The organism is Nocardia sp. BMG51109 (assembly GCF_000526215.1).
Classification (GTDB): domain Bacteria; phylum Actinomycetota; class Actinomycetes; order Mycobacteriales; family Mycobacteriaceae; genus Nocardia.
In genome coordinates, this window is sequence record NZ_JAFQ01000004.1 from 989,863 (window position 1) to 1,003,553 (window position 13,691).

The 13,691-nt window shown below is 72.7% G+C and carries 1 protein-coding gene (running past one end of the window); it reads right to left on the reverse strand.

Features of this window, described 5'->3' with window-relative positions; translation table 11 throughout:
- Positions 1-13,691 carry the end of a hypothetical protein gene (locus D892_RS0106010; protein WP_024800378.1) on the reverse strand. 14,209 nt of this gene lie beyond the right edge of the window, so only the last 13,691 of its 27,900 coding nucleotides appear in the window; the start codon falls outside the window, past its right edge; it ends in the stop codon at positions 1-3.

A 13,691-nucleotide genomic window follows, 5' to 3' on the forward strand; every position in this document is an offset into this window, starting at 1 on the left:
TCACCGCCGACCGGGTTCGGGGCGGAAGGTGGTGGCGCGGCGGGCGGGATCGGACAGCACGTCCCGGATCGTCCGGCCCAGGTCGGCACGGGGATCGACGACCGGGTACGCCACGTCCAGCTCCAGCCCGCGCGGGCTCAGTACCTGGAAGCGGGCGACGCCGGGGGCCGTCAGCTCCCAGGCGATGGCCACTCCGGGCGCCTCCAGCGGGATCATCGCATTCGCGATCCGCAATGCGAGACCGTCGCGGCCGCGGAAGAACACGGCCATCCGCCCGCCGAACCCGGCGTACACGCCCTGCGGCTGCACATCGGGCGCCGCACCGTTGCGCAGCACGCCGGACACGGGGTCGAAGGTGGCGACCTCACCCCATCCGGTGAGCGGCTGCACGGCGACCTCACTGGTTCCGGCCGGCGGTGGCGGCGGATAGTCGCGTCGCTCCTGCGGACGACCATCGGGCCGGGCGGCAGGCGGCGGCATCGCCGGTGGCGGCATCATCGGCGGCTGGCCGTTCGGGGCACCGCCGTGGGGAGCGCCCGGGTACGGAGCTTGCGGGTCCGGTGTCGGCACGTTGTGTCCGGGCTGCGGCACGGAGGGATACGGGTACGGCGGCTGCCGATCGCCGGGCGCACCCGATCCGGTGCCGTTCGGCGGGACCGATTCACCACTGTCCGGCGGCACCTGCGCGGGACTTCCCGGAACGGGAGGTTCGGACGGTGCCCCTCCTGGCCAACCCGGCCCGGTCGACTCTCCTGGCACGGGAGGCTGCGGGTACGGCGGCTGCGAACCCGGCGGCGGCACAGGTGGCGTCGGAACTTCCGGCGGAACGGGGAACTGCGGCGGCTGCGGCACACCCGGCGGAACCGGGAACCCCGGCGGCTGCGGAACTTCCGGCGGAACCGGAAACTCCGGCGGCTGCGGCACACCCGGCGGAACCGGGAACCCCGGCGGCTGCGGAACTTCCGGCGGAACCGGAAACTCCGGCGGCTGCGGCACACCCGGCGGAACCGGGAACCCCGGCGGCTGCGGCAACTCCGGCGGCTGCGGAACTTCCGGCGGAACCGGGAACTGCGGCGGTTGCGGGAACTGCGGCGGGGCCGGAACTTCCGGTGGAACCGGGGGCTGCGGTGGCGTCGGCGGCTCCGGGCGGGGTGGGACCGGTGGCGTCGGCGGCTGGTCCGCGGGTGGCTGCGGAGCGACCGGTCCGCGCGGCGGTTCGGACGGCGCGCCCGGCTCGTTCGGACCGTGTCCATCGGGCTCGCCGGGACGCGTCGGGCCGGGGACGTCAGGTCGCGACGGTCCGGGGACGTCGGGCCCGGGACGCTGCGGCTGATCCGGCCACTCGACCGGTGGGATATCGGTATCGGGTCGACGCCACTGATGCACTGGCAGGTCGTATTCCTCGTCCTGCTCGCGCAGCGGACGCGGGACGTGCGAACGCAACCGCTCGCCGGACAGATAGGTCGGGCGGCGCGGTTCACCGCCGTCCGGGGCGCCGTCGTCATTGCCTCCGGTGGGCGGTCCGTCACCGCCACCGTCGTCTCCGCCGGTCCCGTCGTCGCCCGGTCCGTCATCACCGGGGTCGTCATCACCGGGTTCTTCGTCTCCGGAGTCGGGCAGCACCCGTGTTCCCGGCGGGAGTTCCGGCATCGCGACACCTTCCGGCGCCTCCTCGAGGTACATGCGCACCTCGCCGTCGGCGTCCACGGCCACCCGCAGGACCATGGCGTCCTCGGGCCGCACGCCGTCGCGAACCAGCTCGGTCGGGTTGCGCCGCAACGCGTTCGCGAGGGCGTCTCCCGCATCCTGGCCCGGCCGCAGCACGACGGTCAGCCGGGGCGGATCGCCGGGCAGCACACCGGCCAGGCCGGGGCCCGGCCACATCCGGGCGCCCAGGGCCGCCATCCGATCGGCCGCGGCGGCCTCGGCGATCTGCCCGCGCAACCGATCCGCCTCCAGGCCCAGGTGACGTTCGGCCTCGTGCGCCCGGTCGGCGTCGGCCATCGCCTCGGCCACCCGATCCGGGTCGGACAGGTCGTCCGGGGACAGTCGCTCCAGTTCGGCCAGTCGCCGCCGGGCCTGTTCGATCTGTGCCAGCACCTCGGCGTGCTCGTCCCGCAGTCGCATCAGCTCGGCCCGCCGGTCCTCCGGGACGGCCTGGTTGTCGAGGGCCCGGTCCGTGCCGTCCTCGCCGGTCTGTTCCGGCTCGGGCACCACCGGTGCCGGGGTGTCCGGCGGATCCGTGCGCACCACCACGGGGAGACCGTCGGTATCCATCCGGACCCGCAGCACGGTCACGTTGTCTCGCAGGGCACCGGCCGCTTCCGCGAGTTCCGGCGACACCCGCACCGCGCGGTCGAGTACCGCTGCCGGATCGGCGGTCTCGCCGCGCACGACTACCACCACCCGGCGCGGCGGGCCGGGCAGCAGCGCCACGTCGGGCAGCCCCACCACACGGTGCGCGCCCAGTTCCACCAGCACTTCGGTGACGGCCGCGTCCACGATTCGGTCGGCCAGCTCGGCGGACCGGGCCAGCGCCGCGTCCCGCGCCTCCGCGAGTCCGTATCCCTCCTCGGCCTCGGTCGCGTCCCGCAGCTGCCGGTCCAGTTCGTCGGCGCGGTCCAGCAGTTCTCGCCGCTGCCGCACCAGCTGTTCGACCCGATCACGGTGCTGCGCCACTGCATCCCGCTCGGCCGAGTCCTCGCGCTGGGCGACCAGTTCGGCCAGCTCGCGCAGGCCCGCGACGCGGGTGTCGACCTCCTCGTGCAGTCGCCGGCGCACCCGTAGCAGTTGTTCGGCGGTCAGGCGAACATCGAGCCCGAACCTGCCGTCCCGCAACGCCTCGAAGACGCGGCGGACCTCCGCGGCATCCTCGGACGAGAATCGGCCCTCGGCGAACAGCCGGTCCGGATCGACTCCCCGGAGGCGCGCGAAATCCGGGTTCGCCCACTCCTGCCCGGCGCGGCCGGTCGAATCGGCGGCGTGCAGGCCGCGGACGAAGTCTGCGACGTCGCCGACGATCTCCCCGAACTCACGGGGGGCGGACGAATCGAGGATCGGGTACTCCCCGGTCCGGCGCAGCGGATCGGCGCCCGGATCGCCGTCCCACGCCCGCTGTGTCGGATCGAGTCCGATCAGGGTTGCGGCGAATTCGGCCAGCGCCGCCCGGATCGGCTCCCGGTCGGCAGACACCAGCCTGGTCAGCGTGCGGGCCAGATCCCAGCTCCGTGCGGTGGCGCCGGTGACGGCGTACCCGCCGTAGCCGTCCGCGGTCAGCCGGTACACCTCTTCGGGCGCGATGCCGAGCGCCCGCGCGAGGCGGTCGCGGGCCGCGTCCACCGCGGACGGATCGACGCGCCGCACCCGGTCGGCATAGTCCAGCAGCGCGGCGACCGGCAGCCGCCGGCCCCTGGATCGCATCCCGGGATCGGTCACGCCGTCCGCGACATGGTCGACGGTCAACTCGCCGGGCACCGTACCCAGCCGGGCGGCCAACCGGCCGCGGGCCGAATCCACGTCGTTGAAGGCGAGCCGGGCCTCGTGGTGGAACGCCGCATCGACGTACATATCGATCTGCGCGGCACGCAGCCGATCGGCCAGCAGCTGCGCGTCGACGGCACCGGCGAGCCGATGATCGGCGCGGTCGTGTTCCGGGATGTTCAGATCCTCGACCAGCTCCTGGATGCGCCGATCCCGCTCTTCGCCGGACAGCGGCGCGGGCTCGCGCTGCGGCTGCGGTTCCGGCACCACCCGCCACGGGCCCGACCCATCGGCGACGAGGGTTGCCCGCATCGGCCGGCCGTCGACGACGGCATCGAAGAAGCGAACTCGCGGCGCGGTCACCGGATTCGCCTGCGGCAGTTCGCCGGTACCGTTCCAGGCGACCAGCCGGTAGTCGACGGCCAGTTCGCCGCGGTTGATCATGGCCCCGAAATCCGGATTGGCCCGCAGCGTTTCGGCCAGGGTCCGATCGTGGTCCAGATCGCGGTCGAACACCACGAGTCGCATCGGCTCGCCGTCGATCAGGCCGACATTCTCGGTGAACATCGCGCCGCCCCGGTCCACGGTCACCCAGTGGCGCGCGGCGGCGCGCGCACGGTCGGCCCACTCCTCCTGGAAACGTCCGTCGGCCGCGTCGAAATCGGCCGCGGCCTCGTGCAGGCGCCGCAGATCCACCAGGCGGCCGAGCATGTCTTCGCGCAGCCCCTCGATGGTCGGTGCCAGCGCCGCCGGATCCAGATCCTCGCCGGCCCGGGCCAGCAGGGCGGCGAGGTCGCTCAGTTCCTCGGAGATGAGCTCCCGGTGCACCGTGTCCTCGAAGGAACGGCGCAGCGGGTTGTGCGCCAGCTCCCCCGCCTCGGTGAACAGCGACCACCACTGCGCGGGAACGTTCTTGCGCACACCCGGGATCCCGATCCAATCCGGCGGTGGCACACCGCGATCGGCGTACGCGTGGTCGCGGCCGATCCGCTCGATCAGGTCCTCGCCCTCGGCGTGCTCGCTGTAGGGCGCCACGGTGTCCACGGCATGGAATCGGCGCGCCACGTCGAGCAGCGCCTCGATCGCCGCGGCCCGACGGGCGACCAGGTACTCGGCACGTTCCACCACCCGCCGCACGGAGACGCGGTGATCGTCGGGGACCTCGATGCCCAGCGGATCGGCCGCCTCGCGGACCCGCTGCAGTGCCGAGTCCCGATCTCCGACAGCCTCGGCCAGCCCCTCCCGGGCCTCGGCGGTGCCGGCCGGGTCGGAGCCGATCGCGTTCTCGTTCGGGGGCTTCGGCCCGGCATCGGCGTCGCCGCGCTGCCGATCGGGCGCACCGCCCGCATCGGCGGTGGGCGGATCGAAGATCGGAGTGAGATCCCGGTGCCGCTGCCAGACCGCGGCGACGATCTCGCCCAGGGTCAGCGGGTCGACGACGGAGTCGGAGGCGTTCGGGTTGGTGACGCCCGCGACATCGGTCGTGATGGTGGTCATGAGCTCGCTCGCCGAGCCACTGCCGGCGAACTGTCCGGGCGCGGGCCGTGCGGGAGCGCCGCGGAGCCGATCCCAGAGCCGCCGCAGCGGAGAACGTCGCGCGTCGTCTCGGTCCGGCTGGCCGGTGTCCGCGTCGGCGTTGTCGGGCGCCGGCTCCGCATCCGGGCCCGGGTCGGCGATCACGTCGCCGACCCGCCAGCCGCCGTCCTCGTCGGGGACCACGCGCAGGCGCACCGCTTCGTCGCCGATACCGAAGGTGACCTCCCGGACGACGATGCGATCGCGGGCACCGGGCTCGTCGGGCCCGTCCGGCTGCGGTGACTCACCCTCCACCATGCCGAGATGCGCGCTGTCGTTCCCGCCGATCCCGGAATCTCCGGTGCCCGACGGGCCTTCGCGCAGCCCCCGCTCCAGCAGCGAGAACAACACCTTCGCCCCGTCGGACGCCCCCTCGCGGCGGATCATCACGTCCACCAGCGCCTCGGCGACGGCTTCCCGCGACGAGAAGTTGTCGTAGCGGTCGAAGCAGTAGCGCCGGAATTGGGTACGCAGCCATTCGTCGAACGCGTCCAGGGTGCTGTCGTCGAGCGTCCACGGCCCGGTGTGCACCTCCCGCCGGTAGTGGTCCAACAATGCGACCGCGGCCTGATCGTGCGCCAGCCCGCCACCGTGCAGGAGGTCCAGCACATGCCCGAACTCGTGCAGGACCGTGTAGTGGACCGGACGGTCGGCATACCAGTCGTACACGTACTCGTTCCGGATCAGGCGCCGCAGCCGGCCGTCGGGCTGCGGATCGACCCCCAGGCCGCGGTCGACCGCCAGGTTGTCCACCGCGACGGCACGCCCGCCGCCGTCGACGTCGAACGTCGTGACACCCATCGCGGGCGACGGCAGGATCTCGAACCTCAGCTCCGGAATCCGCACGCCGGGGAACCATTCCGTGATGCGCTGGACCGCCCGTGCGTACTCGCGGACCTGCTCCGCGCGTATCGACGGGTCGTCGAATCCGACGGTGTCGGCGCCGTATACGTCGTGCAGCCGACGGACCACCTGGTCGGTCGACATGCCGGCCCACGGGTCCACCGCGTGCCGGGCCACCAGGTCGCCCAGCATCCGCACCGGCTCACCCGCGGCGTCGCCGTCGGCCAGCGCGTCGATGAACGCTCGCGCCAGCACCCGGACCGGATCGGCGCCCATGCGATCGGTGCGGAGACCACCGTCGGCCAGCCAGCGCCGGAACCCGTCCTCGAGGGACGGCGGCTGGGCCTCGAAATCGAAGACGCCGTCCGCATCGGTGGTGCGGCGGTGTTCGTAGTAGTGCTCGAAGAGCCGGCTGCGAGCCAGCTGCTCGGCATGGCCCAGGCCGGCCCCCAGCAGCGCCTCGGCCACGCCGTGCAACACCGCGCGGTAGCCGGGTTCGTCGGAATAGCGTTGCGGTAGTTCACCGTTCGCGATCCGCTCGGCCACCCGGCCGGCCAGGACCGCCGGATCGGCCGCCGCGGCGCGGTCGACGACGATCTCGGCGATTCGCCGCTCGAAGGGATCCCAGGTCACCCGGACGGGTTCCCCGCCGGGCAGGTCGTCGAGGCGCACGCGAACCGGCCCGAGATCGGGGAACCGCGCCGAAAGGTCCGCCACGGCACGGTGCACCTGTTCGGCCAGGGCCGGATCCATCTCACCGAGTTCGAACCGGGGCCGCACCGGTTCGCGGTCGTCACCGGGCCCGTGCCGGTCGTCCGGCGTGCCGCGGCCGTGCTCGGGGTCGTCGCCGGGTGGCGGTGCCATATCGTCGCCGCCGAGGTACACCCGCCGAGAGCCACCCGCCGCGTGGTCCGGTGCCGGATCCGGCGTCTGCCGGGCTCCCGTGTCACCGCCCGGCCGGTCCGGCTCCGGTGTGGACGCGGGCCGTGGCGGCGCCTCCGGCGGCTCCTCCCGCCGGACCGTGGCGGTGCCGTCGGGCTCGACCACCACCCGCAGGACCACCGCATCCTCGGCGCGTACGGGTGTTTCCGGGTCGGCGGCGCGGGCGGCGTCGAGAGCACGGCCGATGGCCGCGGTGGCATCCGCGGTTCTCCCGCGCACGACGACGGCCGGCCGTGGCGGATCACCCGGCAGGACACCGGCACGCGGAGTACCGGGCAGTTCCCGGGCCCCGAGGGCGGCCAGCGCGTCGGCGGTCAGCAGGTCCGCGATCCGGTCGCGCACCCGGGCGGCCTCCAGCATGGTGTGTCGCTGCTGCTCGTCGGCCACGGCGGCGTCCTGCTGGAGGCGTGTCAGTGCTTCCGGATCGGCCAGGTCCGCCGCGGATATCCGCGCCAACTCCCGCATCCGCCGCTGCGCGTCGTCGGCCTCCCGCAGCAGGTCGCGGTGTTCGGCCGCCAGCCGGTCCAGCTCGGCGCGCCTGGCCCGCGCGGGCGACTCCACGGTGTCCGGTTGTTCCGCAACGGGTTCCGCTTCGGGATCGGCGGGCCGGTCCGCCGACGGCCGATCGGCACCGGGCGGATCCAGCCGTGGCGTATCGGGCGGATCGATGCGGTCCACGACGGGCCGGCCGTCGGAATCCAGTGTCACCCGGAGCACCGTGACGTTGTCGCGATAGGCACCGGCCGCCTCGGCGAGTTCGGGATCGCGCGCCGCCGCACGGTCCAATACCGCTGCGGGATCGGCATTCTCGCCGCGCACCAGGACCACCGCCGTCCGCGGCGGGCCATCCAGGATGCCGGCGTCGGGCATCGCGTCGTCACGCCGCACGCCCAGTGCGAGCAGCTGATCCTCGCCCACGGCACGCAGAATCTGCTCGTTCAGATCCGCCGCAGCGCGCAGTGCGGCCTGCGATTCCTCATGTGCGGCATAGGCATCCGCGATGCCACCGTCCGGGGTCGCCTCCGGCTGCGGCCCCTCGGCCAGCCGATCGGCTGCCTGCTCGGCCGCGCGCAGCTGCTCGTCGCGGGCAGCGAGAAGGCCCGCGATCTCCTCGGCCCGGCGCGCCTTCGCCTCGGCCTCCCGCGCCGCCTGGTCGGCCGCGCGGGCCGCCTGCTGCTCGGCCCGCTCCAGTTCCCGAGCGGCCCGGTCGGCCCGGTCCGCATCCAGGGCGGACTGTTCCTCCCGGCGGAGTGCCTGATCCTCTTCCCGAGCGAGGATGTCCTCGGCCGGATCGTCCCCGGGCTCCGGGCGACCGTCGAGGGCCCGCTCGAGATCCGCCTTGGAGCGCTCGACGTCGGCCGCCGCGTCGAGGTAGGCGTGCATCGCCCGGCCCAGCTCGTCGACCTGCCGCCGGCCGGCGTCGTCGACCTGCCCGCGCGACAGCTCGCTCAGCCACTGGTCGGCCACCCGGCGCGAGCCCATCACGTGCATAGGCTCCACCTGGAGGCGGTCGGCGAGCTCACCCAACCGCTCCATCGCATCGCCCCAACGTTGCCGGGCGTCGTCGAGCTGTCGCCGGTAGCGGTCGGCCGGGAGGAGATCGGCGTCCGGCGCGGGCAACGGCCGCGGCGCGTACGGAATGTCGGCCCGCCAGTCCGTCAGCGGCGCCCGGTCGGCGTCCCAGTGCAGGCCGTGGGAGGCGGCGTGCGCGTTGGCCTCGTGCAGGGTCTTGCCGCGGTTGGCCGGCTTGCGCAGGAACTGGGATTCGGTCCAGAAGTCCTGCAGCATCACCAGATCCTGCTTCTCGGGCTTGCCCGCCCGGATCCGATCGAACGCCTCGGCCACGTGCGCGACCGCATCCATCGGCCGGCGGATCAACCGCCCGGCGGGATCGGCGTAGTCGCGGACCAGGTGCTCGTTCGTCAGCACGTGATCCAGGATCTGCTGCATCTCGTGCACGCTGTAGTTCGGCGGCTCGGGGAAACCGCTGAGCGCATCCGCCAGCACCCGTTCGGCACGGCGGAGCTGCTCGTCGGTGACCTGGTTGAACTCGCCCGGGGTATCGCTGGTGAGCAGCATCTCCCGCAGGCCGAAGATCAAGTCGCGCACCTGGTCCCGGCCCATGTCGCCGAAATCGTCGGCACGCCGGTCGGCGAGCGCGTCGATCCGTTCCTGCAGGACCCTCAGATGCTGACCGAACGCCGGATCGGCGGGATTCAGGCCCGGGTCCTTGTCGATGAGTTCGTGCCGGATATCCGCCAGCACCAGTCGAGCCATCGTCTCGCGCAACGAGCGGTCCTCGGCCTGACGGTCCTCGTCGTCGATATGGCGCCGCAGTCCGTCGACGAGGTCCTGCGCCAGGTTGGGATCGGCCCGGTAGTCGATGTACCGGCGATCCGCCCAGTCCTGCACCCGCTGCCAGTTCTCCACCTCCCGCGCCCACTGCTCGCGCAGCTGCTCGGGCAGGTCCTCCTGTAGCCGGGCGAGGACGTGCTCGGCCGGGTCGTAGGGCCGAATCATCATCTGGACATCGGTTTCCGGCGGCTTGCGCCAGTCGTACCCGTCCCACACGGTCGCGAACGGCGGGAGCTTCCACAGCTGCGGGTGTGCCTCGACCCAGTCCGCGATCCAGGTGTTGCGCTGGATCCACCGCTTCACCGCCGGATGGTCCACCGCCATCAGCAGGGTGCGAATATTGCGTTGGATGGCGTAGACGTCGCCGCCGAGGTGGAGGGTGAACAGATCCTCCTCCGGGATGCCCGCATGCATGTACTCCGCCGGCACGCCCATCATGTTCATCGGCAGCAGGTTCTCGGGGATCTGCCCCTCGGGCACCTCCACGAACGGTGTGGCCAGATCGTTGATGACGTCGCCCAGACCGCCCCACCAGGCCGGATCGGGCTCCTCCCAGATGTCCGGGGTGTTGTCGCTGCGGTTGCCGCGCCAGCTCGGCCGGTCCGGGTTGACGGCACGCCAATTCCCCTGTGCGTCACGCCATTCCACGAACCGCATGCCGGGCCGGTTGCCGATGTCGGGCACCTCCATGCTCCGGGTCGGCGGGCCGGGCATGTCGTACTGGTGCCAGTGGCCGTCGAAGTCGGCGACGACCTGCCGGTAATCGATGATCGGGTTCCGCATCATCATCTGCGCGACAGCCGCGTTGCTCTCGATGGCGCGTGCCAGCGCGGCGTCATGGTCGGCCCGCGGATCGGTGGGGTCGGTGCGCGAGGAGAGCACGATGATCCTGGGGCGGGCGGCGTCACCGGCGGCCACCGGGTCGCCGTACACGATGCCGACCCGGTCGGACACCACGTGCGCGCCTTCCTCGCGCAGCATCGCACCCCACCGCCCGGACACGCGGGCCATCTCGTCCTGCAACCGGCCCAGTTCCTCGTCGATCTCGTACACCTGGTCGGCCGCTTCGCGCAGCTCGTCGAGCGTCAGCGTGTCGGGCAGCCTGCCCTCGTCGGCGCAACGCTGCTGATAACCGGCGATTTCCTGGGCCAGACCGTCGTCCGTGTCGAGGTTGTAGATATCGATGCCCAACTGCCGCGCCAGATCTCGCAACTGCCGCCGGACCGACCGGCCGTCGTGATAGATCTCGGCACGCTGCCGGGCGAGACGGTCCAGTTCCGCCCGGACCCGCCCGGCGCGGGCGCTCGCGGCAGCGTCGTCGGGCAGGAGTGCGTTGAGCCGCTGCTCCAGCAGTCGCAGTTCGCTGTCGTAGCCGCTGAACTTGTCGATGGCCTTCTCGAGCCTCTCCAGGTCGCCCATCTTCCGGCGCATCTCGGGTCCGGACTGCGGCACGCGCGTCGTCCTGCCGGGCTGATCGATATTCCCGGGCCGCCGCTGCACCGCGGTGTGCGCCTCGTCGTACAGCGACAGCACCCGGTTGGCCAGATTGTCCAGGGACAGATCGTGGATGCCCAGATCCCTGGCGCGGTCGGCAAGCTTGAGGGCCCAGAACGCGTGATTGCGGACCACCACCTCGCGGCGGCGCATCAGCCGATCGAACTCCTCCGCCCGGGTCTCGGCGCCACCGAGTTCGTCGAGTTCGGCACGCATACGGGCGATCTCGGTATCCGCCCGATCGACCTGGTGGGCCAGGTTCTCCATCTCCCGAATCCAACGGACATGCTGCGGCAGATCGAAGAAGTCGACCGGTTGCGCGAGCAGCGCCTCGACCGTGCGGTCCAGATTGTCGCCGGGTTGTAGTGCGGCCCAATCGTTCTCGGAGGACACATCCAACCGGCGCGCGAGTGTCCTGCACCGGGCGACCGCCTCGTCCCGCAACGCCACGGCCCTCTCGAGCCGCTCCATGGCCTCCCGCCGAGCCCGGACGCGCTCGCCCTCGTGGCCGTCCTGCTGGTCCTGCTGGTCCTGCTGGTCCTGCTGGTCCTGCTGGTCCTGCTGGTCCTGCTGGTCCTGCTGGTCCTGCTGGTCCTGCTGGTCCTGCTGGTCCTGCTGGTCCTGCTGGTCCTGCTGGTCCTGCTGGTCCTGCTGGTCCTGCTGGTCCTGCTGGTCCTGCTGGTCCTGCTGGTCCTGCTGGTCCTGCTGGTCCTGCTGGTCCTGCTGGTCCTGCTGGTCCTGCTGGTCCTGCTGGTCCTGCTCCGGCCGACGCCCGGGGCGCCCGCCGTCGCCCTGTTCCCCGGGCCTGCTGCCCGGTGCGCGGCGGCCGGATCCGCTCTCGCGCTGTCCGCCGTCGCCGCTCCGATCGGGTGGGACCTTCGGGCCCGGTTCGGCGGACGGACTGCCGGGCGAGCGCAGATCGATCAGGTCGATCCGCCCCTCGTCGGTCAACCGAATCTGCCGGAACCGCGCATCCACGCCCTGGTTCGCCAGGATTTCGTCGATGCTGTCGAGCAGACCCACGGGTACCGGGTCCGCCGCGACGAGAACCTGTCCGATCTCGCGCGGCAGCACGGCCACGCCGCCGGGCACCGGGGCGCCACCCAGCTCGGCCACGAGGTTGTCCAGGACCGCGTCGGCGACCTGCTGCCGCAGCTCGCCCATCCGCTCCCCGGCACGCCCCAGTTCGGCCGATTGCCGCAGCAACCGCGACGCCTGGCCCACCTCCGCCTCGGCCGCCCGCCGCTCGGCGAACCACGGTTCGATCTGATCCCCCGTGACCCCGTCCCGGGCATCGAGTTCCGCGATACGGCCCGTCGCATCCTGCATCACACCGAGTACTCGATCGTGCAACTGGCGATCGGTCAGTCCGGTCGGATCGATACCCAGCTCGACCGCCGCGTCCCGGACTCGCGTGGCCAGTTCGCCGAACTCCCTTGCCGCACCGACGAACTCGTCACGCAGCGCCAGCGTGTCGGATGTCAGTCGCGCCTCGTCCACCGGTTCCGGGGTACCGACCGGCTCCCACCGTCCGGGCTCGCCCGCCCCCGCCCGAGCGGGCTGCTCGGGCGGCGGTGCGCCCTCACCCGGCGCCTGCGGCGCATCGGGGGTCGAAGCAGCCTCCTGTCCGGACGCCTCCTGCGGGGCCTCCCGAACCTGCTGCCCACCATCGCTGTCGTCATCCGACGGTGACTTCGGCGGGGACGCGGCGGCACCCGGATCCTCCGGATCGTCCGGCTTCTGTTTCGGCGCCTGTGGGGAGTCGGGCTTCTCCGGGCGAGACCCATCCGGTACGGGCTCGTCGGGCGTCGCGCCGGACGGACGTTCGGCGGCCGGCCGGGGTGCCGGGGACCGAGTGGGTTCGGCCAGCGGGGTGGACAATTCGGATTCGTGGATCGTCACCCGGCCCTCGACGTCCACGTCGACTCGCAGGATGAGTGCGTCCTCCGGGCGCACCCCGCTGCGCGCGTGGTCGATCGGGTGGGCCGCCACGGCATCGGCGACGGACTGGGCCGGGTCGACGCCGCGCCGCGGCACGACGACCAGGCGCGGCGGCTCGCCGGGGGCCACGCCGGCCAACCCCTCGCCCGGCCAGAGCCGAGTTCCGTACGCCGCCAAGCGATCCCGAGCCACCGCCGCCGCGATCTCGTCGCGCAGGTCACCTGCCTGCACCGGCAGGTAGCGCAGGTCGTCCGCCGCCTGTTCGGCCTGCTCCAGACCGTCGAGGTCGCTGCCGTCGAGGTCGCTGCCGTCGAGGTCGCTGCCGTCGGGATCACCACCGTTGAGCAGTTCCTCGGCCGCCAGCCAGCGCGCCCGCAGGTCGGCATAGCGGTCGGTGAGGGCCAGCAGCTCGTCGCGCCGCCGCTGGACGGCCTGGACGGCATCGTCTTCCGGCGAGGCCTCGGCCTCCGGGTCCGGCGGATCCAACCGGGGCGAATCGGGCGGGTCGGTGCGTTCCAGCACCGGGCGGCCGTCCTCGTCCAGCGATACCCGCAGCACGGTCACGTTGTCGCGCAACGCCCCCGCGGCCTCCCGCAGCTCCGGCGAGACCCGAATCGCGCGGTCCAGCGCCTCGGCCGAATCGGCATACCTCCCCTGCACCAACACGACGGCCCGGCGCGGCGGGCCGGGCAGCAGCCCCGCATCATCGGCACCGACCACTCGCTGCACGCCCAGATCCCCGACCGCCTGCAACGTGGCCGCCTGGACGATCTCGTCACGCAACTCCGCGGCCCGGGCCAGGGCGGCGTCGCGTTCCTCGGCCAGCCCGTAACCGGCCTCGGCGTCCTCGGCCGCAGTGATGAGTCCATACAGCTCGTCGGCACGGCGGGTCTGCTCCCGGAACTGCGTCACCAGATCATCGACCTTGCCGCGCCGATGCTGAGCCAGTTCCTGTGCCGCCAGTTCGTCGCGGCGGCGCACCAGTTCGGCGAGTTCCTTCAGGGCGTCGGCCCGCCGGCGTACCTCGTCGCGCAGTTCCCCGTGCACCTGATCCAGTTCGG